Annotated in this window: 37 protein-coding genes; 7 read left to right on the top strand and 30 right to left on the bottom strand. The window is 59.8% G+C overall.

The genetic code is table 11. The annotated features are described in order from the left end of the window. Positions 1-427: 427 nt before the first annotated feature. Genes LXE91_RS43490 through LXE91_RS43480 form a run of 3 tightly spaced genes read left to right on the top strand, consistent with a single transcriptional unit; the run spans position 428 to position 2,102 of the window. The gene (locus LXE91_RS43490; protein WP_141715656.1) at positions 428-913 is read left to right on the top strand and encodes a hypothetical protein; all 486 of its coding nucleotides are present in this window, start codon (positions 428-430) and stop codon (positions 911-913) included. A 2-nt stretch (positions 914-915) separates the two neighbouring features. After that, positions 916-1,668, top strand: coding sequence for a P-loop NTPase family protein (locus tag LXE91_RS43485; protein WP_076841750.1), 753 nt, complete (start codon positions 916-918; stop codon positions 1,666-1,668). Then, entirely contained in the window at positions 1,665-2,102 is a 438-nt protein-coding gene (locus tag LXE91_RS43480; protein WP_039341542.1) for a hypothetical protein, read from the top strand. Before LXE91_RS43485 ends, LXE91_RS43480 begins: the two co-directional genes overlap by 4 nt. Before the next feature lie 352 nt (positions 2,103-2,454). Here the strand turns inward: LXE91_RS43480 and LXE91_RS43475 are convergent, their stop codons facing one another. The 25 genes from LXE91_RS43475 to LXE91_RS43355 all read right to left on the bottom strand — a co-directional run bounded on the left by LXE91_RS43475 (position 2,455) and on the right by LXE91_RS43355 (position 13,930). After that, the gene (locus tag LXE91_RS43475; protein ID WP_039341545.1) at positions 2,455-2,733 is read right to left on the bottom strand and encodes a hypothetical protein; all 279 of its coding nucleotides are present in this window, start codon (positions 2,731-2,733) and stop codon (positions 2,455-2,457) included. A gap of 21 nt (positions 2,734-2,754) precedes the next feature. Beyond that, positions 2,755-3,045 (bottom strand): hypothetical protein, encoded by a 291-nt coding sequence (locus LXE91_RS43470; RefSeq protein ID WP_070162877.1) that lies wholly within the window; start codon positions 3,043-3,045, stop codon positions 2,755-2,757. Between the two features lie 76 nt (positions 3,046-3,121). Further along, complete coding sequence (locus LXE91_RS43465) at positions 3,122-3,448, bottom strand: hypothetical protein (protein ID WP_039341550.1); 327 nt, start codon at positions 3,446-3,448, stop codon at positions 3,122-3,124. Between the two features lie 190 nt (positions 3,449-3,638). Further along, positions 3,639-4,628, bottom strand: coding sequence for a hypothetical protein (locus LXE91_RS43460; RefSeq protein WP_069586070.1), 990 nt, complete (start codon positions 4,626-4,628; stop codon positions 3,639-3,641). Between the two features lie 19 nt (positions 4,629-4,647). Beyond that, positions 4,648-4,866, bottom strand: coding sequence for a DUF3717 domain-containing protein (locus LXE91_RS43455; RefSeq protein WP_039341551.1), 219 nt, complete (start codon positions 4,864-4,866; stop codon positions 4,648-4,650). 16 nt (positions 4,867-4,882) lie between these two features. Then, complete coding sequence (locus LXE91_RS43450) at positions 4,883-5,128, bottom strand: hypothetical protein (protein ID WP_070162876.1); 246 nt, start codon at positions 5,126-5,128, stop codon at positions 4,883-4,885. 550 nt (positions 5,129-5,678) lie between these two features. Then, positions 5,679-5,939 (bottom strand): hypothetical protein, encoded by a 261-nt coding sequence (locus LXE91_RS43445; RefSeq protein ID WP_039340168.1) that lies wholly within the window; start codon positions 5,937-5,939, stop codon positions 5,679-5,681. Then, positions 5,929-6,189 (bottom strand): hypothetical protein, encoded by a 261-nt coding sequence (locus LXE91_RS43440; protein ID WP_039340167.1) that lies wholly within the window; start codon positions 6,187-6,189, stop codon positions 5,929-5,931. The genes LXE91_RS43445 and LXE91_RS43440 overlap by 11 nt, the downstream gene beginning before the upstream one ends. Positions 6,190-6,238: 49 nt before the next feature. Beyond that, a complete protein-coding gene (locus LXE91_RS43435; protein WP_039340166.1) occupies positions 6,239-7,072 on the bottom strand; it encodes a DUF932 domain-containing protein in 834 nt (277 codons plus the stop codon). A 582-nt stretch (positions 7,073-7,654) separates the two neighbouring features. After that, a complete protein-coding gene (locus LXE91_RS43430) occupies positions 7,655-7,867 on the bottom strand; it encodes a hypothetical protein (protein WP_039340165.1) in 213 nt (70 codons plus the stop codon). A gap of 3 nt (positions 7,868-7,870) precedes the next feature. Next, the gene (locus tag LXE91_RS43425; protein ID WP_039340171.1) at positions 7,871-8,101 is read right to left on the bottom strand and encodes a hypothetical protein; all 231 of its coding nucleotides are present in this window, start codon (positions 8,099-8,101) and stop codon (positions 7,871-7,873) included. A 16-nt stretch (positions 8,102-8,117) separates the two neighbouring features. Further along, complete coding sequence (locus tag LXE91_RS43420; RefSeq protein WP_070162875.1) at positions 8,118-8,339, bottom strand: hypothetical protein; 222 nt, start codon at positions 8,337-8,339, stop codon at positions 8,118-8,120. Between the two features lie 36 nt (positions 8,340-8,375). After that, positions 8,376-8,564 (bottom strand): hypothetical protein, encoded by a 189-nt coding sequence (locus LXE91_RS43415; RefSeq protein ID WP_039340170.1) that lies wholly within the window; start codon positions 8,562-8,564, stop codon positions 8,376-8,378. Between the two features lie 29 nt (positions 8,565-8,593). Next, complete coding sequence (locus LXE91_RS43410) at positions 8,594-8,881, bottom strand: hypothetical protein (protein WP_046196906.1); 288 nt, start codon at positions 8,879-8,881, stop codon at positions 8,594-8,596. A 735-nt stretch (positions 8,882-9,616) separates the two neighbouring features. Then, a complete protein-coding gene (locus tag LXE91_RS43405; protein WP_039340496.1) occupies positions 9,617-9,811 on the bottom strand; it encodes a hypothetical protein in 195 nt (64 codons plus the stop codon). 28 nt (positions 9,812-9,839) lie between these two features. Continuing rightward, complete coding sequence (locus LXE91_RS43400) at positions 9,840-10,004, bottom strand: hypothetical protein (protein ID WP_175048468.1); 165 nt, start codon at positions 10,002-10,004, stop codon at positions 9,840-9,842. Between the two features lie 28 nt (positions 10,005-10,032). Beyond that, entirely contained in the window at positions 10,033-10,263 is a 231-nt protein-coding gene (locus LXE91_RS43395; protein ID WP_039340495.1) for a hypothetical protein, read from the bottom strand. A gap of 25 nt (positions 10,264-10,288) precedes the next feature. Next, positions 10,289-10,579 carry a hypothetical protein gene (locus LXE91_RS43390; RefSeq protein WP_039340493.1) on the bottom strand — a complete coding sequence of 97 codons (291 nt, stop codon included), beginning with the start codon at positions 10,577-10,579 and terminating at the stop codon, positions 10,289-10,291. Positions 10,580-10,625: 46 nt separating this feature from the next. Continuing rightward, positions 10,626-11,108, bottom strand: a complete 483-nt coding sequence (locus LXE91_RS43385) for a hypothetical protein (RefSeq protein ID WP_083268431.1) — start codon at positions 11,106-11,108, stop codon at positions 10,626-10,628. Positions 11,109-11,705: 597 nt separating this feature from the next. After that, positions 11,706-12,566 (bottom strand): DUF4942 domain-containing protein, encoded by an 861-nt coding sequence (locus LXE91_RS43380; protein ID WP_306453739.1) that lies wholly within the window; start codon positions 12,564-12,566, stop codon positions 11,706-11,708. Positions 12,567-12,740: 174 nt separating this feature from the next. Beyond that, positions 12,741-12,920, bottom strand: a complete 180-nt coding sequence (locus tag LXE91_RS43375; RefSeq protein WP_046196928.1) for a hypothetical protein — start codon at positions 12,918-12,920, stop codon at positions 12,741-12,743. A 29-nt stretch (positions 12,921-12,949) separates the two neighbouring features. Further along, positions 12,950-13,081 (bottom strand): hypothetical protein, encoded by a 132-nt coding sequence (locus LXE91_RS43370; protein WP_256103123.1) that lies wholly within the window; start codon positions 13,079-13,081, stop codon positions 12,950-12,952. A gap of 28 nt (positions 13,082-13,109) precedes the next feature. Beyond that, complete coding sequence (locus tag LXE91_RS43365) at positions 13,110-13,334, bottom strand: hypothetical protein (protein WP_070162874.1); 225 nt, start codon at positions 13,332-13,334, stop codon at positions 13,110-13,112. Between the two features lie 27 nt (positions 13,335-13,361). After that, positions 13,362-13,556, bottom strand: coding sequence for a hypothetical protein (locus tag LXE91_RS43360; RefSeq protein ID WP_157644984.1), 195 nt, complete (start codon positions 13,554-13,556; stop codon positions 13,362-13,364). A gap of 26 nt (positions 13,557-13,582) precedes the next feature. Then, positions 13,583-13,930 carry a hypothetical protein gene (locus LXE91_RS43355; protein ID WP_039341404.1) on the bottom strand — a complete coding sequence of 116 codons (348 nt, stop codon included), beginning with the start codon at positions 13,928-13,930 and terminating at the stop codon, positions 13,583-13,585. A gap of 652 nt (positions 13,931-14,582) precedes the next feature. Here LXE91_RS43355 and LXE91_RS43350 point away from each other — a divergent pair. Then, positions 14,583-14,855 carry a hypothetical protein gene (locus tag LXE91_RS43350; protein WP_223274498.1) on the top strand — a complete coding sequence of 91 codons (273 nt, stop codon included), beginning with the start codon at positions 14,583-14,585 and terminating at the stop codon, positions 14,853-14,855. A gap of 203 nt (positions 14,856-15,058) precedes the next feature. Here LXE91_RS43350 and LXE91_RS43345 read toward each other — a convergent pair whose 3' ends face one another. The 3 genes from LXE91_RS43345 to LXE91_RS43335 all read right to left on the bottom strand — a co-directional run bounded on the left by LXE91_RS43345 (position 15,059) and on the right by LXE91_RS43335 (position 17,077). Then, positions 15,059-15,295, bottom strand: a complete 237-nt coding sequence (locus tag LXE91_RS43345) for a hypothetical protein (RefSeq protein ID WP_039341407.1) — start codon at positions 15,293-15,295, stop codon at positions 15,059-15,061. Positions 15,296-15,474: 179 nt separating this feature from the next. Continuing rightward, positions 15,475-16,437: a hypothetical protein gene (locus tag LXE91_RS43340; protein WP_039341411.1), complete on the bottom strand. Its 963-nt coding sequence runs from the start codon at positions 16,435-16,437 to the stop codon at positions 15,475-15,477. 427 nt (positions 16,438-16,864) lie between these two features. Further along, the gene (locus tag LXE91_RS43335; RefSeq protein WP_039341415.1) at positions 16,865-17,077 is read right to left on the bottom strand and encodes a hypothetical protein; all 213 of its coding nucleotides are present in this window, start codon (positions 17,075-17,077) and stop codon (positions 16,865-16,867) included. 205 nt (positions 17,078-17,282) lie between these two features. Here LXE91_RS43335 and LXE91_RS43330 point away from each other — a divergent pair, with 205 nt between their 5' ends. The 3 genes from LXE91_RS43330 to LXE91_RS43320 all read left to right on the top strand — a co-directional run bounded on the left by LXE91_RS43330 (position 17,283) and on the right by LXE91_RS43320 (position 19,597). Next, entirely contained in the window at positions 17,283-17,474 is a 192-nt protein-coding gene (locus LXE91_RS43330; protein WP_039341418.1) for a helix-turn-helix domain-containing protein, read from the top strand. A gap of 189 nt (positions 17,475-17,663) precedes the next feature. Next, positions 17,664-18,338 carry a hypothetical protein gene (locus tag LXE91_RS43325; RefSeq protein ID WP_141715651.1) on the top strand — a complete coding sequence of 225 codons (675 nt, stop codon included), beginning with the start codon at positions 17,664-17,666 and terminating at the stop codon, positions 18,336-18,338. Positions 18,339-18,481: 143 nt separating this feature from the next. Then, a complete protein-coding gene (locus LXE91_RS43320) occupies positions 18,482-19,597 on the top strand; it encodes a hypothetical protein (RefSeq protein WP_069586052.1) in 1,116 nt (371 codons plus the stop codon). Between the two features lie 160 nt (positions 19,598-19,757). Here LXE91_RS43320 and LXE91_RS43315 read toward each other — a convergent pair whose 3' ends face one another. Beyond that, positions 19,758-21,212, bottom strand: a complete 1,455-nt coding sequence (locus LXE91_RS43315) for a hypothetical protein (RefSeq protein WP_039341421.1) — start codon at positions 21,210-21,212, stop codon at positions 19,758-19,760. Between the two features lie 74 nt (positions 21,213-21,286). Continuing rightward, positions 21,287-21,916, bottom strand: coding sequence for a type 4 pilus major pilin (locus tag LXE91_RS43310; RefSeq protein WP_039341425.1), 630 nt, complete (start codon positions 21,914-21,916; stop codon positions 21,287-21,289). Between the last annotated feature and the right edge of the window lie 4 nt (positions 21,917-21,920).

The raw sequence follows: 21,920 nt of genomic DNA, 5'->3' as shown, positions 1-21,920 counted from the left end.
AATACTAGTTGTACGACGCATAACACACGATCTCCCTTAAAACACGGGCATCCTACACCCTAACGTGTTACCTGATAACCCAAAAATTGGCGCCGGTTTTGCCTTTAAAGCCAAGCGCAGCTTGGCTTTGCAGCACCTCGCAAGAGGTGCGTATGGTGTGTTGGGGTTCTAGGACAGTCGGTCGACCGCCGATTTCGGCCCGTGCGAGGGCATTTGATGGTCTGATCAGGCCAGAAAAAGCGTATTTCAACCCGGTTTTTGGGGCTTTTGCGGCCCTGGCGAGGCCGATTAGGGGCGCGACGACCCCTCAAATGTTCCACGTCTGTACCGCCTCAGTTCCAAAAGTGTTCCCGTCGTGTTACCTTGTCGAAAATTCACGATACATTTTGTTCCTTTTTAGTTGCCTTTAAGTACACGACAAGTTACGATGACTTCCATGCAAACCGTAGACGAACTGATCGAACTAGAGGAAACCGCCCGAAAGTTGCAGGCGCAAAACCTCCGCTCGAAGGCAGTGTTGCTCGAACGACTGTTCCCGCTAATCGAGCGGGCAAACAACCTCGGGCATCGACACGCAACCATTCATCAAGCGCTGGTCGCTGCCGGTGTTCAGATGACGTTCGATGTGTACAACACGACCTTGAAGCGGGTGCGCAAGCGAGCGGAACAGGCTGGATCGGTCAAGCCAATCACGCATGGATCACCTGAACCAATCCGGGTTGGATCAGATGATCCAAACGTTAGTGGATCAGTGGAACCAAAAGGGAGTGGATCAGCGGAACCACGGGAGCAGGTTACGCCCCCGGAATCAGATAGCGTCGGCAGTGCGTTCGAAGTGAAAGACGCATTGCAAGAAGCTCAGAAAGCAAGTCAAGTCGATTATCGAAAATTCGCACGCAGCCAAAGGAAATGAACATGAGCAAAAAAATCGCCGTCATCAACCTGAGCGGTAACGTCGGAAAAACCACGCTGGCGACCAACTGGTTGAAAGCGAGTCGTCCGGACGCAAAATTTGTTTCGGTCGAACTTCACAACGCCTCGGTGGCGAATGAAATCGAGAGCACGAAAGCCGAAGAGTTTTCGGCATCCGAGTTCCGTGATATTTTCCGAACAATCATGTTGAACGATGACGTAATCGTAGACGTCGGCGCATCGAATGTCGTTCAATTCATGGGCGAACTGACGCGTTATAAAAGTGCGATTGGCGAACTGGATTTGATCGTCGTCCCGACCGTTCCGGCCGACAAGCAACAGAAAGACACGATCGCAACGATCGAATGGCTTTCGAAGCTCGGTTTCCCGTCGAGTAAAATCCGTCTCGTCTTCAATATGTACGATGGCGGGGAAGCGAATTTGCCGGTGGAACACGTCTACGCGCAAATCGCGGGATACGCGGCAACGGAAGGCAAGAACAAGGCAACCTACGAACCGCATATCGTCATCAAGCAAAGCGAAGTATTCGATCTCGTTCGCCGCAAGAACATCCGTGAACTGGCGGAAGACCAGACGGACTGGCGCGCAAAGCGAGCCGAAGCCAAGGCAGCGGGCGACCTGGATGCGGAGTTGGCCGCGATTGAGGCACAAGCCGACCACGATCTGGCCGTCGACGCGCAAGCCAACCTCGCGCGCTCAACGGATCTGCTGTTCGGCAAGGCGAAAGGCAAATGAGCGACACGGAGACGGCTCCGGGGCCTCAGACAAGACGGGATGCGGCCCTGAGAATCGTGCTCGGAGAAATGCACGACCTGTTCGGCAAGGCGGAAGCCTTGACGAACAGGGTGCAGGAGATTGACGCGAGCACCAAGGACACCGCTCGATCCGTGCAGGAAGCCACGATGGCCGCTAAGAAGTTGTTAGCGGCCATGCCGGATAAACCGGTGCCGATGATCGAGCCGAAGAGGACAAACCCGTTGACGGTGGCGATCGCCGCCGCGCTGGTCGCGGGACTCGTCGCCGGCGTCGTGGTGGTCGGCGGCATGCAAATCTTCGGCAAAGGGCAGGAAGAGGCCAAGCTCGGCCGCGCCGTGACGGCAGCGTTTCCGTTGCTCGATGCGGTAACGCAGGCGAAGCTGCAAGCGGCCATCAACAAAGCCTCGCAATAGCGGGGCTTTGTTGCATGGGGCCGCATTCTCGCGCGCGCGCAAAATGGGGAAGCGCCCGGCCCGCAAGAGGCAGGGGCGCGGTGCGGTTGTCCACGGGACGCCAGCGGCGGCCGGTGGACAACCGCATCCCCATTTCCCCGTTAGTACCGCCCACGCGCCCGCCGCGACTCCGGCCCGAAACACGATTTCGTCTCAAATGAAACGGTATTCGTATCATTCGATACAGCGAGTCGTTCCGGCACAGAAAAAAACGTGTGAGTGAATTACCGCGCCGTGAAACACAAATGAAAAAGGGCCGAAAATCGGCCCTATCCATTTGATACATAAAGACTTCTTCGCGCGTCGCGTTTCCCTACGAGTGTTTCACGGAGCGATCGGCCTCCATGTCCGGGTGGCTCGTCCCGGCGATCAGCCAGCCAAACGGCTCGCGCAGCGCTTCGCGCAGGCGTTCAGCAGCATGCAGCGGTGACATGGGATGCGGCCCGATACCATCCAGATTCGACACTTGAATCGACTGGATGAATCCGCGGGGGTCGCGGGCGTCCTTGTTCCCGTCGTGGGTTACGGTCACGATCGCGCCGACGCTTTGGGCGCGCTCGATCAGCTCGTAGAGTTCCTTTTCGCTCGTCATGCCTATCTCCAGTGGGGGGGGTTATCGGTCGGGCGACGTCTCGGTGATCCCGTCCTTGCCGCTCGCGGCCTCGTAAGACTCCGGGCGCGCCAGCCATCCGATCAGTTTCATCAACGTTACAGCGACGAACCGACGAACCGGGCCGATGTGATCGGTTCGAATGGCGAGGATCTGATAGCTTCCGTCCGGCCCGTAGTGACCGCTGTGAGCGTATGTCTGGCCGATACGACCCATCGCTTCAATCAGCGTCCGTTCGCCGTAATCTTGGTCAAAGTAGCTCGCCACTTCCTCGGGCGTCGGCTGAGTATTCATCGTCATCCTTCTATGGCTACCGGCCAGTTCGGGGCGCACCGCGCGCCATTCAACAACGGTGTGCGGGCGGCTATTCTCAACTGCCCTGCAATTGCCACGTCGGAACATCGAGCGCGGGACGGCGTGCCGGAGCTGCGCGTTGACCCCGAAGCAATCGGTAGATGCCGTCAAGCGCGGCGTCGCCCAACGGGGTACTCGACGTCAACGGGGCGCGCGGCGTCCGGTTCTCCCATGAGTGGGAAAGGTGCGCGGGCTTCCGATCGCTACCCACGCGAAACTGAATGTCTTCCGAGTCCTCGGGTTCGAACGCCGTCGACAAGGTCATCTCCTGCTGCGCAACAGCGGTCTGTTTAGCGCTCTTGAACTGCGCAATGCTGACTACGTTCGTGCTGGCCGACACCATGATCTATCTCCGTTGAACCCTGCTACATCACTCGATCACCATGGAATAAATTATACTCGCGGTATCTCGTTTCGTCTATCCTTTATTCGATTGAAAGTGTTAACTGGAAAGCGCCGAGAATAGGATAAATGCATCGTTATCCGAAATAAAAAAGGCCGGTTCATCACCGGCCTTTCTCGTATCGTTCCTCCTATGCGGCAAGTAAGTCTGCGTCTTCCTCGATGCGATCGTCGTAGTTCACCGCATCATCTTGTTCAGCTTCGCCGTCCTCCTTTTCGTCAATGAACGAATAGTTGTGCGTCACGTTGTCATCGAAGAAGCAAATCGGTTTGTCCAGCACGCAGAGCTGGCCGCGCACCTTCACAACCATGCCGCGCGAGTCGCCGCGCTCCTTCTCGTAGCGGTCATATGCCGCGCACTTGCTGCGATAGTTGTACGTCTGCTCGCTCCAGCCATCGAGCGGGGCGATACTCCATGCGGTACAGGACTCCCTACCGCTAATGCTCACGCTCCCCGTGTTGACGTACTCTCGCCCGTTGAAAAGAAACGTCGGGACGCTCGGGGCCGTGTCGTTCGAAAACGCGATCTTGTCGGCGCAGTATGCGGGCCTCCAGAGCGATGCAGGTGCGTAGTGTGCGGGCATATCATCACGAAAGCTCGCGAGAAAGAACGTCGATCGGCTCGGCTCGAAAGTGATTGAGCCGACCCCGACGGAACACCACTCCCGCACAATGACCGTGCCGACGCCTACCGCGTGGATTGCGCCGCCCTTTACGTTTTCGTCGTGTCGCGTCTTGTACTCGATGCCGGGGACGTCCTGCCCGCTTTCGGCCCTTGTAACGCAGTGGCGCATGAGGTTCGCGCGTGCCTCGTCGGTCGCCTCAACCGTCGTACAGGAGTGCGGCGACCACACATCGCCATTCATAAGCGCTTCGCGCTCCGCGTCCGTCTTTGCGCGCGTCATCGAGCGCTCGATCTCGTCCCCCCGGTGCGTCCTGGCCGCCTCGATGCAAGCCGAGAAGATTGCGCGTTCAACGTAGGGAAGCAACTGCACTGCGCGCTTCGCATCGTCAAGCAGTCGCCCCCATTCCCGCAGTGACGGCCGCGCCGGTTTCCATACCGGCGACGGGCGAACCTCCTTGACCGCTCCAGTATCCCCAAAATCGAATCCGATCTGCATGCTATAAGCCTCGCAATCATCACACCGTGATTCCCGCACCGTTCAGCGCGGAAACTTGATCCGCCGACAGGGTGGCAATCGCAACTTCCGCCATGCCGCTCACGATCATCAGCCCGTATACATCCGCGAGCAAGCGGGCTTCCCGGCAGAGTGCGAAAGACTCGTCATCTGCTACCGGGCACCGATTACGCCATACGTTGATCGCGGTCTCGATCTCTGCAATCGCCAATCGTTTCATGGCCGCACCTCCTGAACTATGCGTACTCTCGAATGTCGCTCCACAACTTCCACCCATGATCCCATTCAGCAGCAAGGGCGGGCACGTCTCGAAGAAACAGCGGAAGACCAGATTTTTCGATAAAGGAGTCGATGCCGCTTTCCTGCGCGAAAATTTGCGCATCGAGCTTCAGTTCTTCGGCGCGTGCATCGCCAGCAAGCAGCGCACACGTATAAAGCGCCCAACTAGCGCGAGCGTTAAGAGCAAGACTCCGGCTGCACATCACGTTTCTCCTTGTCGGTCACCATGAAAACCATTTTACGCTACGTACTTCGTTTTGTCTATCGTTTGGCGATTGATTGTCCCAATGGCGGGCGGGCATAGATAGACGTTGCGAATTACGCGACACACCCGGCAGACCCCCTTTCCTGCAAAGCCAATCCGGAACGTCGATCACCACCAGGCGCTCGCCCCGCCGGTGCCGTCCCTTGCCCGACCGTCCAGTGGACGGGCGGGTGCGACGGTAGGGGGCCGGGTCGGTAGACCTCGGGGCCGCGCAAGCGGCCACGACCCCCGTAGCCCGGCGCAGGACTCCGGCGGCCGCCGCCGCTCGCAGACCACCGCGGCGCGAATGCGCCGCCCGTCGTCGGCATCGAGCGCGGCCGCCGGGGCGCGCGAGCTGGATCGAGAGCCCCCGCCCGCGTCGCCGGCGGCCGGCCCGCGATCGCGACGCGCAGCGGCGCGCCGTCCCCATCGAGCGCAACGCGCGAGCTGGATAGCAAAACGCCCCAGCGCGGCAAGCTGCTGGGGCGTGATGAAAAGCGGGGAGTGGCTTAGAAGGAGTCTTTCGGCCGAAGCCCGTAACCGTCCGTGTTCTGTCTACATGCGCGGACTATATCGGTTTGGGTGCGCTCCCAAAATGCGCGCGGGCTTCGCCTGTCGTACGCGACGCTGAACCCTGCGCGCAACATCATGTTGGCGGCGCTTTCGATCGGCAGCTTCTTGACTGCCCCGAACGCGCCGACCATATCGCCCGCACGGAGTTGCGCACGAAATCCGTCCACGTCGTCCGGCGTCAGCTCATCACTGCTCATCCTGCACCTCCGTTCCGTCGTTACCTTCGCCTTCGTCGGTGGGAGCGATGCAATCGTAGTGATCCATTCCCGCCTTCACGGTGTCGAACGGCCCATGCGGCTTTCCAGCCTTATCCCACAACAGATAACCCGCAACGCCATGAACCATGTAGCGCGTCAGGTAGTGCCCGTTCCGCGTCAACGAAAACTCATTGACTTCCGACCAGCCTCCGGCGGCTCCGTCCGGGTTCGGTGCGTTCGTTTCGCTCATTCTCTCCCTCCGTTCGGTCTGCGGGCCGGTCTCCCGGCCCGCTTACTCTTTACTTCTTCAGTGCCGCCATCGCCTCGGTCAGCGTCCACAACGCGCGATTCAGTTTGACGTTTTGGTCGATGCCCTCGACCGGGCGCGTCCGGGTCGTCCGGCCGGATGCCGTGCGTCCGGGCAGGCCGCCGCGCTGAATCAGATTCTCCTGCAGGCGATTGAACGTCGTCCACAGGTCATCCTTGCGATCTTCGAAGCGGCGCGCTTCGAGAATTTGCGTTTCCGTGACCGGTGCCGGCTTCACGTCGCTCGGCTCGTATTTGAGCTGGAGCGCAGCGGTAGCGAACGCTTCCTGTTCGCCACGGCTCAACGTGAGCGACTTCATTTCGCCCTTGACCTCGCGGATGTACTGGAACCCGTCCAGCACGTCGAACGCGCCTTGAATGACGTCATCCACGATCTTGCCCTTGTGCGGAACGCGGATCTCGCTCGCCGTCTCGCCGCAAACCATCCCGTTCGCGCAGACGAAACGGAATTGACCCGCGATCATCTGATAGCTGCTCGTCCCGTCGTGCGAGTTAAGCAGGATGATTTCGTCGGCTTCCGCGCCGATGATCTGATCTGCATGACGCAGGCGGATCATGTGCTTGGTATGTTCGCGCTTGCCAGCATCACGAACGCGGGTTTGCGCCACCATGAACGGCTGGAAGCCAGCGCCACGCAGGCCGTTCAGCACCTCGATCGTCGGGATGTAGGTGTAACGGTCGGAGCGGCTTTCGTGCTTCTCCGTCGCGAAGATCGACGGAGCAACGCGCGCGATTTGGTCATCCGAAAGCGGGGAGTTCGCGCGGAGTTGGTGAGCGTTGGGGGCGAAGCGGGAAGCGAGGCGCATGGTGGAATCTCCGAAAATTTGCCGTTTCTGCTGCGGTGATCGTCTCGATCACCATGGAAACCATTTTACGATACGTACTTCGTTTTGTCTATCGTTTGGCGATTGATTGTCCCAATGGCGGGCGGGAATAGATAGACGCTGCGAATTACGAGACGCGCCCGGCAGACCCCCTTTCCTGCAAAGCCAATCCGGAACGTCGATCACCACCAGGCGCTCGCCCCGCCGGTGCTGTCCCTTGCCCGACCGTCCAGTGGACGGGCGGGTGCGACGGTAGGGGGCCGGGTCGGTAGACCTCGGGGCCGCGTAAGCGGCCACGACCCCCGTAGCCCGGCGCAGGACTCCGGCGGCCGCAGGCACTCGCAGACCACCGCGGCGCGCATGCGCCGCCCCGTCGTCGGCATCGAGCGCGGCCGCCAGGGCGCGCGAGCTGGATCGAGAGCCGCCGCCCGCGTCGCCGGCGGCCGGCCCGCGATCGCGACGCGCAGCGGCGCGCCGTCCCCATCGAGCGCAACGCGCGAGCTGGATAGCAAAACGCCCCAGCGCGGCAAGCTGCTGGGGCGTCGGTTGGGCAGGGCGGGGCGGTTAGCTGTCGCTGCACTGATACCAAGCGATCGCCATCGCGAGCCCTGCAACAGAGAAGAGGTCGAGCTTTTCCTGATCGATGTGAGTCAGAACGTAATGCGCGTGTTCCAGTGACCACGTTTGATCGCGAATCAGCTCCCCGTAGCGTTGCGCCTCGGCATCGACCAGAAGCTGAACCGCGCGAGCGCTCATGGTTTGGTTAAGCAACGTCATTTTTCAGTAGCCCATCTTCGAAAGTTCAGTGGTCAGTACGCCACTTGCGATCGCGCGCTGCTCTTCCGAGAGCGTCGCTTGAATCGCCGTGAACGCCTGAGCTGCGGCAAACGCCTTTGCAGCCTCCGATCGCATCCTCCGAATCGCGGCCACTTCCCCCGACTCTGCCAGTCGGACATACATATTTCCGACTTCACCCCATGTGGGCGTCAGATCGATCGTATCGGTAGTCATGGACTCTTCCCCTTAGTTAGCTGCGTTCGATAATGAAATGCCGCGCGGCCTTGGCACCGTGCAGCTTGATCGTGCGGTATTCCGTATGGTTCTTGCCGCCGACGCCAAGGCAGAGAACCGGGTCTTGCACTTCAATAGTTCCGTTCTGCATCATCTGCGCCGCGAATCCAGATTGTTGGATGCTGGACAGAACCGGCTTCATTTCCTGACACTTCGCGATTGCGCTCAGCTTTTCCATCGTCACTCCCCTTCGTCGTCGGTCAGTACGACCGGATCAATAGCCGAGCCAGTCGCGAGCGGCCTTACGCGTCGCCGGGATCTTCGAGCGCTCGATCAACACGCTTCTGTCGGCCGCGACCACTGCGCAAGCTACGGTCAGGGTGCCGTCGCCGTTGTCGATCGTCGGCTCGGGCAGGTAATGGGTGTCGATCCATCGGATCAGGGCCGCTGTAGTTTCGAACATTGCGATCTCCAGCTTGGTAGGTACGGTTGTTAAAAAGTGAAGCCACGGGCCGCGAGCCATGCAGCGACGTCGGCGTGTTCTGCGTCGGACCAACCTAGCACGTTGCAGGACATGACAGTTGCTAGGCTGTCGAGCGCGGCTCCGTCGAACAGGGGCGAACAGTTGTCACCAACGCGAACGAACTCATTGCTGACCAGCACTTCGCTGTGGATCGCGTTGTCAGCGGCCTCGCTGAGCGCGCAGCAGACGTTGAACATCAGACCGCGTGTCGCGCAGTCGCATGCGTCAAGCAGCTTTGCGAAAGTCGGTTTGTTCATCGTCGTTCCCCATGTCTATCACCATGGAAACCATTTTACTATCCGTATCTCGTTTTGTCTATCGTTTGACGATTGATTGTCCCAATGGTCGGCAGATATAGATAGGCGATGCGAATTGCGCGACGCGCCCGGCAGACCCCCTTTCCTGCAAAGCCAATCCGGAACGTCGATCACCACCAGGCGCTTGCCCCGCCGGTGTCGTCCCTTGCCCGACCGTCCAGTGGACGGGCGGGTGCGACGGTAGGGGGCCGGGTCGGTAGACCTCGGGGCCGCGCAAGCGGCCACGACCCCCGTAGCCCGGCGCAGGACTCCGGCGGCCGCCGCCGCTCGCAGACCACCGCGGCGCGAATGCGCCGCCCGTCGTCGGCATCGAGCGCGGCCGCCGGGGCGCGCGAGCTGGATCGAGAGCCCCCGCCCGCGTCGCCGGCGGCCGGCCCGCGATCGCGACGCGCAGCGGCGCGCCGTCCCTATCGAGCGCAACGCGCGAGCTGGATAGCAAAACGCCCCAGCGCGGCAAGCTGCTGGGGCGTGACTTCAATGTCCGTCGTAGCGGGGGCGGTTTTTCAGGCTTTACGGTGGTGATGCGGCCACCATAACAGCAGAAGCGGTCGGGCGTTTGGCTGCCCTTTCCACGGCCCGAGAATCAGCCCTCGTTTGATGCGGCGCTTACGCATCTTCATTTCGCCCATCTCCTATAGTGACTACGGTTGTCAGTCGGGACGCGCGGCCAGTTGTTCATGCGCGATGGATGCAGCAGCCGACACCGAGGAATTCGCTGACGATGTACGTCTCGCGAAATTTCCGGAAAACGCGCACGCCAAGCGCAGGGTGTGCGTTGCGGTTCTTGCGAATCTCGCGGGCGGCTTTCGCCCGGCTGATCGCTTGTTCTTCGCCGTCGTTCCAGCGAAGCGTCATTTGCGGCTTGTTCATGGCTTTCTCCTGTAGTGGGAGCGGTTGGTCAGGCGGAGCGCGCGATTGCTGCGTCGATCAGCACGCGTTGCTTTGCCGACGTGATTTCGCGCGGCCGCTGGCGGATGTGCCACCAATAGGACTTGCGGCCGTCATCACCTGTAACTCGCACACGCTCACGTCCGTCCGGCAGCACTACCTTTTCGACTTTCACGGTCTTTCTCCTCTAGCGGGAGCGGTTGTTAAATGCCAAGGAACGCCCGCATGTCGGCCGCGTTACGGATGGCCTTCGCGGCCGACAGGTCCATCGTTGCATCGAACGCCGTGCCGTCCTCATAGATGCGCAGCGCCACTGCAACGCGCGGCTTCGCATGCTTCGTGCGCTTCACGATGTCAACGCACGTTTCATGACGTTCGATCGTGTAGCCGGCGCGCTCCGCGTCTGCGATCACTGCTTGCTTGGCTGCGTTCATGGTCGTTCCCCTTCGGGTACGTTGATTAGTAGCCGAGCCTGCGCGGCTGTACAACAGACCGCAGCCACACTTGCCGATCGAGCATCCAGTCAACACCGGTCGGGATTCGTAGCGTGTCTTCTGCGACATACTCCCCGATCAGTACCGAGACCTCGATTTCGAGCGACTTCTCTCGCTTCTCGATCTCTTCCATCTCGTCCGTGAATCTGGACAGCACAAGATCTTGTGCGATTTGCTCATCTTCGGCCGGTTCCAAGAACGTGCCGAACTCTGCATCGCTACCGCTAAGCCTAGCGACGATCAGAAACAGATACATAATCCCTTCCTCATCAGGTCGGCCCGCATCAGGCAGGCCGTTTCGATCAAAGCACTGCGGCGAAGGCGCTGGCGAGCTTCTCGGCTCCCGCGATCAGGCGGTTCGTCTCGTCGTTGTCCGCGTTGTCGGAAATGACGTCCCAGCCGGAGTTACCGTAGACCAGAGACAACGATCCGACACGCACCGGCTTGCTCCGATTCTCTTCCGTGTGGGGACGGTGGATGATGATGGTTTCCTCGTCCGTCGCCATGATCGCACCCATGATCTCGATAAGATCGCGAGACGACTTGATGGCATATGCTTCGCCGTCCCACACGCGAACGGTATAGCCTTCACTGTCGGCCAGAATGTCGCTCACGGCACGGCGAATGATGGCGCGCTCGATCAGGATGCGAAGAATCACGTCACGATCTTCGATGTAGCTGCTGTTCACGAAATACTGCCGATCATCGCTCTCCGCAAAGACGCGGGTAGACGCCTGGATGCGCAGGCTGTCCAGAACGGCTGCAACTTCAATCTTGGCTTGCATTTCTCATCTCCTTGTCAACGCCTCACCATGGAAATCATTTTACGCTACGTACTTCGTTTTGTCTATCGTTTGGCGATTGATTGTCCCAATGGCGGGCGGAAATAGATAGACGTTGCGAATTACGCGACACACCCGGCAGCCCCCCTTTCCTGCAAAGCCAATCCGGAACGTCGATCACCACCAGGCGCTTGCCCCGCCGGTGTCGTCCCTTGCCCGACCGTCCAGTGGACGGGCGGGTGAGACGGTAGGGGGCCGGGTCGGTAGACCTCGGGGCCGCGCAAGCGGCCACGACCCCCGTAGCCCGGCGCAGGACTCCGGCGGCCGCCGCCGCTCGCAGACCACCGCGGCGCGAATGCGCCGCCCGTCGTCGGCATCGAGCGCGGCCGCCAGGGCGCGCGAGCTGGATCGAGAGCCCCCGCCCGCGTCGCCGGCGGCCGGCCCGCGATCGCGACGCGCAGCGGCGCGCCGTCCCCATCGAGCGCAACGCGCGAGCTGGATAGCAAAACGCCCCAGCGCGGCAAGCTGCTGGGGCGTTAGTGTGTGGGGGGGCTCCGTCAGATCAATGCCGCGCTGGCGTGGCCGTTCAGCGGTGCCGGGTTATCTAACCTCGGATGCGAGTGCGTGCGGGTAGCACTTCGCGATAATTCGATTGATCTTTTCGACAAGCTCGGGCCGCTTGAATGTCAAGTGTCCGTTACCATTCTTGAACCAGCGAATCTCAAAATATTCGAGATCGATGAAGCGCTCAACGGGACGTTTGCACGTAGCATTGCTCAGGTGCATATACATGCCGTTCCGGTGGTCGGGTTCCGGCTTCCCATCAAGCACGCTGAACACGCGCACAAGATCGTCTAGCTTGTCGGCCGCGTGGTGGTTGACACTCTGCGTATAGGGGCCAACCTGAGCCTGGTAGAGGCATCGCATCACAATACGCTTACCAAACTTGAACGGTTGATTGGTCTTATAGTCCCACGACAGTCCGCGAAAGCAAGCGATCACGCCTCGTTCGAACAGTTCTTCCCGGCCATCGCGCAGCACTGTAAAGGTCGAAGTGACGTTTGCAAGTGTCAGCTCCGGCGTCTTCAATTCATAGACGCTGCTGTCCCATTGCTTCCGCGCCTCGGCATCCATCAGGGTTCGAATTCCTGACTCGTTCATCAGATGCTTCCAACCGGAAGCATCAACATGCTTGCGCATCTGCTCCACGAAATCAGCATGACCAAAGCGCGCACCACCGTGCGAATATCTGTCCGAGATATAGCCACTCACTGCGCCAAATCCGGCCTTCGAAGCAATTTCGTCAGCTTCGCCAATCAGCCGCTTCGCTTCTGCGATACGCTCCATTACGGCGTCACGCTGCCGGAGCATGTTCTCAACACTCACACTCTTAACCAGGTCTGTCGTCGCTTGCGGCACGGTACTTTCTCCAAAAATTGTCACAATCACCATGGAAACCATTTTACGTGCCGTACTTCGTTTTGTCTATCGCTTCGTGATTGATTGTCCCAATGGCGGGCGATTTTCGATCGACGGCGCGAATTACGCGACGCGCCCGGCAGCCCCCCTTTCCTGCAAAGCCATTCCGGAACGTCGATCACCACCAGGCGCTTGCCCCGCCGGATCTGTCCCTTGCTACTCGGTCGATTTGAGGTGGCCATGTTCGATGAGCCACGCTTCAACGTCACCTTCTGCCGACGAACAAGCGCGCCGGTAGTTAGCGAGTGTGTCCGGCCCGAACCGGCGCGCGTGCATCAGGTCGCGTTTGAGCGCCATCAGCAGTTCCACTGCGCTCGCGAGTTGTTCTTCTGGCATGGTCTTTCCCCTGTAGCGGTAGCGGTTGGTTAGATCACGTTGTCGGCCGCGTCGACGTGCGAACCGCCGCTGATAGCGCTGGTGAAGAAGTAGATTCGCTTCCAGATCATGTCGTGCATCAGGAATGCGTAGTTGTTGATCGAGTTGCCGAAGTCGTCCATGTCTTTCTTCTGTAGCGAGAGCGGTTGATCAGTGCGTGATGCGCGCAATGCGGTATTTCAGCGGTCGCATGTGGTTGTCGTTGTCGAGGAAGTGCACAACGTCACCGCGCTTCAGGCTTGCGTAGTCGACTACCTGTCGACCTTTCCACAGCCACGCCTGAAACGGCTTGCACTCGATCACGACGCCGTTCTCATTGAGCGTCCACACAAGAAAGTCTTGCCCGAGATCTTCGAATTCGATAGTGATTGACATGTCGTTCTCCTGTAGCGGGAGCGGTTGTTAGGCAACCTCGACCTTTTCGTCGCGGTTGTACGAGAACGTCTCGTGTCGGTCGAGCTTGGCCACGCGGCGCTCGACGCAATGCAGATGCACCGTGACCGTGAACCATTCGAGCGCCACGACTTCGTAAATCGCATCGCCGGGGCGGACGATCTTGTCGCCCACGCAAACCTCGTCAGCCTTGATTCGTGCCATCGTCGTTCCCCTTGGCGTTGCGTTGGTCAGTAGTTGTAGGACACGCCGACGCTGATCCGCACCACGCGGCCGCGGTACGGATACACCCGCGCGTAGTGCGAGGCGCAGCCGCAGCAGTCGTACTCGTGCGAGCAGCCGTGCGACGACATGCTGTCCTCGATGGCGAGGCACCACTCTTTGACGTCCGCGCCGGCGGGCAGGCGGGCGAAGGCGACGTAGCTGGGGCCGTCCGACAAATCTTCATCGCGTGCCGGGTTGTACACCTTGCGGAATGGCGTGTGCCGGATCGTGCCCAGCTCGTCCCATGCGTCCAGGTGGCGGAACGTGCCGACAAACTTGCGCGTAACACGACGCGCAACATGCAACGTATCCATTGTTTCTCCTGTAGTAGTTAAGGTAGTGGCCGGGGCATCGTCGTATTCCGTGGTCATCACCACCACGGAAACCATTTTACTATTCGTATCTCGTTTCGTCTATCGTTTGGAGATTGATTGTCCCAATGGCGGGCAGGCATAGATAGACATTGCGAATTACGAGACGCGCCCGGCAGACCCCCTTTCCTGCAAAGCCAATCCGGAACGTCGATCACCACCAGGCGCTTGCCCCGCCGGAGCTGTCCCTTGCCCGACCGTCCAGTGGACGGGCGGGTGTGACGGTAGGGGGGCCGGGTCGGTAGACCTCGGAGCCGCGTAAGCGGCCACGACCCCCCGTAGCCCGGCGCAGGACTCCGGCGGCCGCCGCCGCTTGCACACAACCGCGGCGCGCATGTGTGTAGCGCGTCGATGGGATACACTGGATATCCATACAGTGTTGGTGCCGAAAATGGGGACTGTTTGGGAATATCAGTGGGAGTACACGGATCTCGATAACGGGCAGGTAAAGCTGTACCCGTTCTGGTTAACTAGGAGCGAGGGTTTGCGATCTCAAACGCTTACAGAGGCATGGGGACGGTGCCTAAACCATACGCGTCGTGAGCGCGTAGGACCGCCAGAATGGCGGGAAGCGTTCAAAGTAAAGCCTAGTGGTGTGAAGCCGCTGCCCGAATTCGAACCGCCTATGCACGGCGAACTGGTTGAGTTATACCGGCGCGAGCGCGACCCGGACGTGAGGCGCGTAATCCTCGAGGTCGTGCGTGCGCGGCGTGTAATGGCCGAGATCGAGCATCTGGTTACTATCATTCGCCGTGAGTATGGCGACGGACTGGTTGCGATGAATCTATTACGCTGCCTCGCTCAGAACGAGCGGTGGCGAGCTGGGGACTTTGGCAATTCGAAGGCGGGTGGCAACCCCGGTAAGTGATCTGCCTCGATCGTCAGCCGAACGACGTCAGCGTTAGCTCCCCTCACACCAGATCCCGCTTCACATCACTTCGCTCTAGGAAGGAAATGGGGATGCGGTTGTCCACCGGCCGCCGCCAGCGTCCCGTGGACAACCGCACCGCGCCCCTGCCTCTTGCGGGCCGGGCGCTTCCCCATTTTTTTGACCTCGATAGAGAACGCACGTCAGTTCTCCGGCCGCTTGCGCGCACTCCTGTCGATCTCTTGCAGCTTGATACTGTATCGCTCTTCAGCAGCCCTTTGACGGTGCGCGAGCGTATCTAGCGCTTCCTGAATCGTCGTCTTGAGCTGCGGTAGGCTCGTTGCGATCTCCAACGCTCCGGATATGGTTTCGATCGTCGTCCGCTGCAATTGACGAATCTCTGCGCTATGCCTGATGACAAGATCTTTGAGTTTTGACACACGCCCTCTCCTTGTATGTATAACGTTGCGTCTATCGTATGCCATGTAACTCACTTCGTCTATCCTTTCGCAGACCGATTTTTTTCTATCGATTTTCCATCTCGATAGTCCGCGCAACGCGGATAAAAAAAAGCCCCTGCTAGGCAGGGGCAAACGAGAGAAAGGACGGGGAAACTGGTTTAACCATCTCCGTCGACCAGCAGGCTAGTTTGTCGCGGATCGTTATCGCTTTCCGGTTCGCTAACCGGCTGGCAGATCTGCTGCGCTTCGAGCTGAGCCGCCATCAGCTCTTTCAGGAAGCGCGCCGATACCGGAATTGTCGCCTCGTCACCAGCGGCCGCCACCTGAGCCCGCACGTCATCGGGCATCGAAGAGAACAGGGCGTTCACATTCGACACGTATCGGTCCGCCAGCGCTCGGGGCAGGGTACGTCGCTTCGCAGGCGCGCGGGCTGCTTTCACTTCGCGCTTCGTTACCTTCTTCCGGCGTTCCTCGCCACTTTCTGTTAACTCGATCGGGGCGGTCTCGATGACCTCACGAAGCACGGCCCCGGCATTCTTGCCATGCTCACGCAACGTCTCAATTGCCACATTCACAGTTACCAGCTCTTCCGCGACGATCTGCTGCACATCCGGTTCCGCATTCGCGAGCATCAGGGCTTGATCGACGTGCGGCAGCGATACGTTCCGCTTGCTTGCGATCTCAGCCTTTGTCCAGCCGAATTTCACAAGTCGCAGATAGCCGATCCCCTTCTCAAGAGTCGAGAGGGCCATGGCATCCGCCGTACCCAGCATATGAAGGAGGCTTTCCACACTATTGCCCCTCCATTCTCGCGCCTCCAATCGCCGCGCCGGATACCCCTCAGCGATGGCTTCCAGAACAGCGCGAGTTCTGCGATGACCATCGCGAACGACTCTCTTACCGTTGACCATCTCCACGTCGATGGCCGGGAACGTGGCCCCGTTGATGTACGCGATCTTCAGTTGCTGAATCGATTCGCGAAGTGCCTTGGTCTCCCTTCGAAGGTTGTAGCCCTCTTCGAGCACCAGAGTCTCCGGATCAACGTAAAACTCCGTGCGCTTGGAGACAGACGGATCTTCCTTGTCTTCCGCCGCCTGCTTGAGCGAGCAATGAACCTTCATTTCACCTCTCCTATTCGTGTCTTTCGATTCCCAACCGCCATGGAAACCATTTTACTCTTCGTATCTCGTTACGTCTATCGTTTGGCGATTGATTGTCCCAATGGCGGGCGGACATAGATAGACGTTGCGAATTACGCGACACGCCCGGCAGACCCCCTTTCCTGCAAAGCCAATCCGGAACGTCGATCACCACCAGGCGCTCGCCCCGCCGGTGCCGTCCCTTGCCCGACCGTCCAGTGGACGGGCGGGTGCGACGGTAGGGGGCCGGGTCGGTAGACCTCGGGGCCGCGTGAGCGGCCACGACCCCCGTAGCCCGGCGCAGGACTCCGGCGGCCGCCGAATCGCGCAGACCACCAGGCGCGCAGGGTTACAAAAAAAAGCCCCAGCACGACGAACGGCTGGGGCGTTACGAGAACACTCTGATCCCTTACTGAAGCCGCGCGCGCTTCATCATCCAACCACCAGCAACGAGAAGCACAGCGGAGATCAGCACGCTCAGAGCTGAATCCAGCCCCGAAACGACCGAAGAGAAGAAAAAGCTGCCGAGAGAACCCAGCGCGCCCAAAGCACCCAGCCCGCACAGAACGAAGCCGACGAACAACATCAAAGCCCCGGTTACCCGAATATCCAGCACCTTCATATGCACCCTCCAACGTTCAGATCACCGTGAGCATACTCACGGTACTTCGTATTGTCTATCTATTCTTAGATAACCCTATCCTCTGCACATCCTCGCAAAATTCCGATGCCTAGAACTGGTGGCTGATATAGCCGGTACAATCGCACGACGCAAGAATCAGGATTATCGGCCGTGCCCGGCCAAAGTTGAGAACCTTAGCAAATCCATGAGCGACACCAGGCCCCTGTACGGCGAAGACGCGGCAGCGCTGCGGAAAAAGGCCGGATTCACCCAGCAGCAACTTGCTGATCGCTGGGGCTTAAGTCGCGCGCAAATCGGCCGATATGAGAAGACGGGGCAGATTGTCCCCCCGAAAGTTGCCGACGCGTACCGCGGACTGGCCGTCGTAGGCGGCTAGACCCATCACAATGCCGCATACATGCAGCATTTGTATCATGGATGCGCTACAATCGAAACGATCGGACTGCCGGTCGGTGTCGCCTGACACACCTATATGCAGGTAACAATCAGAGAGAACCGCGCTCCGAGAATGGGCGCGGCTTTGTAACGAACACGCGCCGTCCAGCAACGGCGCTGCGGGGAACTCATGACCAACTATCGCACCGCGCGTTCGCTTCGGAGCGTTATCGCCACCTCGATCATCACGACCGGGGCCGTCCTGCTTGGTTCGGCATCGATCGCGCAAGCGCAAGAGGCCGCACATAGCGCAGCGACCGACCCGGAATCGCAAGTAGCCAGCGACGAACCGGCAAATCTGAACGACGACACCAACCGCTTTGTCTACCGCCGCTATACAAACGACACGCGGACAAACGATCGCCTCAATGCGGTTTTTCACCTCATTCAAAGTCAAGGCAATGGCCTGACATGGGAAGGGGAGTCCCGACCTGCCAATGATTCGACAGGGGTTCCGGCAGTTGTAGCCGCATCGACGACTAGAGACGCCGCGAAGACCGGAACGAAAGAAACGTCCAAGACCGCTTCGGAATCGGCTGCGCCCTCGACGCCGGCCCCCGATCCCGTGTTGACTTGGTCCTTCCGCCCGGACTACACCGCGCAGCAGACACTTTCCGCATGGGCCAAGATCGCCGGATGGAACGAACCGACGTGGAATGCGAAGAATCCGTTCCAAGGTCGTGGTGAGATCCGCGGCACGTTCATAGATGCGCTTCGAGCGCTCGCGTCTGCCGCCCCACAGCTCGACTTCAGAGCGTCTCTCGACAAAAAAAGCATTACGGTCATCGACTCAATCGGCGGATAAGTATATCTTTTCGTCTATCGCATATTGCGGGTGATAGTTACTTTTCATTTCGCGACGATAGACATATCGTTTTACATGAAGTACGATTTAACCACGGTGCTCGAAACGCATCGAGAGGCCAACAGATTTCCAACGGAGAATCCATGAAGCGCGAGGAACAAATGAAGAAGGTGGCGAAGCTCATCATCGCCACGTCGATGGCGGCATTCTTGGCCGCTTGCGGTGGCGGTGGTGGTGACGGCGGTAGCGCCAGCTCGGGCGGATCGTCCGGCGGCGGCTCGAACCCGACGCCTGTTCAGCAGAACGCGACCGATCCGTACACCGGCCAACCGGCGGCCGGTTCCGCGACGAATCAGATTTCCGGCTCCGTCGTGAATGGCGCAACGGCTGGCGCAACTGTCACGATCTACGCTCTGAACAACGACGGCACGAACGGCAACGCCATCGGCTCGGCAATAACCGATGCCTCGGGCGCGTTCACGGCAACGCTGCGCCAGGCGCCCACCGGCATGATCCGTATCGTCGCGACGGGCGGCACGTTCATATCGGAAGCCGATGCGTCGACGCAGAACAACGCGTCGCTCGAACTGGTCGCCCCTTACGTCACGACGGCGCTCAACACGTTCATTGTTACGCCGGTCACGCACTATGCGTCGCAGCGGATCTCGTTTCTCGTCAAGCAGGGCCAATCGCTGATCTCGGCCTACTCCAAGGCGTCGTCGGCCGCCGTCAGTGTTCTGTCCGGTCTCGATGCGATCGCGTCGACCAATCGCGCACATAGCGGCGTCGACTATCTCTCGATCACACCGGGCTCTTCGCAGGACACGCTGAACGCTTATGCCGATACGCTCAAGGCGCTCGAATACTACGGCGTCAAGTATGACCTGCCGTCCCACACCACTGTCCGCATCTTCATCGCGACGTCGATCGCCGGCAACAACGGCGTGACCGACCAGAACGGCCAAGCCGTCAATGTCGGCGCGTGGTCGGGACAAGTGTTCAACGAATCGGCCCCGCTCACGGTGGCAAGCATGGCCGGCGGGATCTCCGTGCAGGATGCCGTCGCCTCGATCGTCCAGCAGATGAACGCGGCCCAAGCGTGCGCAAGCGGCGATCACACCGCGTTCTATGCGCGCTTCCCGCTGGCAGCAGGGCAGTCGGACTATCTCGATTCGACCACGTGCGCCACGTACACCAGCAACATGAACACGATCAGCGCGAAGATCCCGACCAACAACCGATCGAAGTACGTCGGCTAATGCTATAGCGGGAAGCACACGAATAGAGAGACCCAAAGCCCGGCAATCACCGGGCTTTTTTACTGGCGCGGAAGGGTATGCTGACTCGACAACACTACAAGCGGTTGCGCTTCTAGTGAGCAAATCAAGCGGGCGGAAACGTAGTGTTCCGCCCGCGTCGTCAACTCAGCTCGGACCACGAAAAAAGTCCGCAGAGACCGTTGTTGTACGTGACGTAATACGTAGCGCCCGGCGGCACAATGCCCGTGGCAGACCCGCCGGCAGCGGCGTCGCTCAAAGACGCGTACCACCCACCTACCATCACACCATTGACGAACATTCGAACGAAGTTTTGCGAGCCCGGCCCGCCAGCGCCGCAATAGCCAGTGATCGAGACAGCAATTGGCTTCGCTGAGTTGTTCTGATACGTGACGTTCATTGCGCGCGGTGGATTCGACCACGACTGGCCGACGCCAAGGCCGCCGCCAGATGCAGTCCACACTCCCGATTGGCAAGAGAGTATTTGCCCGTTCGGATCAGTCGTGATCGCGTTCCCGCCACACCCCCAACCCGACCACGCAAGGGCAGGCAGATTGACCACGTTGCGAGCGGTCAACACGCCGTTGATGGTCTGATTGCCAGCCGTGTACACGTCGCCGTCGACCTGCGCGCTTCCCGTCGAATGGAGCCATCCACCAGTAACCGAGCTACCACCCACCACGTTCTGACCCACGACAAAGCCGTTGCTACTGAGGTACGCAACCGGGGCTGCGCCGCCACTCGGCCCGACACCAATTGATCCACCTGCGTAGACGTCCCACGTTCTAACACCACCACTCCATCCGTTCGGCAAGTCCGTTGGGCTATATCCCGACGTCGCGATGCGACCAGATGCCGTAACCGAGTTTGTGGCCACGTCGCCAACGTTCTTGATGGTGGTAGTAGCAAGGGTAGCAACGTTGTTCACGTCGTTTCCGTTTGCATTCATCGGCCCGGTCAACGCGCGGCTACCGTCGGTCTTGTAGAAGGGCAGGGTATCGACGTACCCCGTCGTCAATGACCCGGCTCGCATCGCGAGCGCGCCGGCGGCCCCGCTATACGTGTTGGGGAGATTCCACGACGCCCCGCGCGAGAAGTAGGTTCCGGGATTGTTTGGCAACGACTGACCGCCATCGAGACCGGCCGCATTCACCGCAAACCCCAGCAGGTCGTTTCGCACGTTGCCTTGCACGTCTCGATACGGCGAAGACTCGACCAGGGCGGGCAACTGACAGCCGACGCCGGGACAGTTCGTCGGGGTGATTGTGATCTTGAATGCGAGGTTGCTCGGATTGTTGGTGGTGTATCCCATCGGCAAAAAGCCGTACTTCTGAAGTTCCGCGATCGTGGGTGAAGTCGGGTTCGCGAGCGTAATGGGTGCGCCGTTCGGATCGACATATCCCGTCGCCGTGCGGCCGGAGAGCTGGTCTCCATTGCCCGCGATGAACTTGTTGATCCCTGCCTGAAGGCCGCTCATGTACTGGCCCGTCTGAATCGCGGTTGAACGCTCGTTCGCCCTCACTGCCTGCATGTTGGAGTTAGCAAGCGCCATGGTCATCAGAGCAACGCCGAGAGTGGCCTCGAACATCGTCGTCATAACTTTCCCCGTAGGTTCTGTAAACGCAAAAAAAGCCGACCGCACCCGGAAGTGCAGTCGGCAGCTCGACGGCTTTACTGACGCTGTACGACGATGCTGTTATTGGTCGGTTGGCACGATGCAGTCGGATCGAGCTGACCGCCAAATGCCTTGACCGAAGTGCCGTTCAGCGACATGGTTGCTGCGCTCCCGGCAACACCAGCGACGATCTTCTTGCAGGTCTCGTCGGTCACGCCCGCGACCGTGTATTGACCGGAATCGTTGGCCGTCGTGACCTGGCCGGGCGCAACTGCGAGCGTACCGCCACCCTTGAGCGTAACGACACCACCGCCGGCGTCAACGATGGTCGAGAAGTTCTTGAACAGCCCCGACAGCGACGCGTTTGCCGTCGTGAACTTCGACCATTGGCCGACGTACAGGTTGCTTGCATTAGCGCCCAGCTCGTTGAACTCCTTCACGAAGTCGGCACCGTTCTGCCCGGCACGTCCACGGTTGAACCCGTAGATCGCCGTCACGATCACCGCCGCGGCGAGAATCGCCCAAAACATGAACTCCCCGATCGTCGCGCCGGACTGCCCGCGCGCGAGCCGATGATTGATCGGGCCGCCACGATACAGACGCTTCGCACCATCGCTCCTTTCGACGTCGCCAACTTCGCTGTCGAACACAACCACATCTTCAGCGGACACCTTCATCTCTTTCATCATT

It is taken from the genome of Burkholderia contaminans (assembly GCF_029633825.1).
Classification (GTDB): Bacteria; Pseudomonadota; Gammaproteobacteria; order Burkholderiales; family Burkholderiaceae; genus Burkholderia; species Burkholderia contaminans.
The sequence above is the reverse complement of the archived record's forward strand: the minus strand, read 5'-3'. Positions and strand labels throughout refer to the sequence as shown.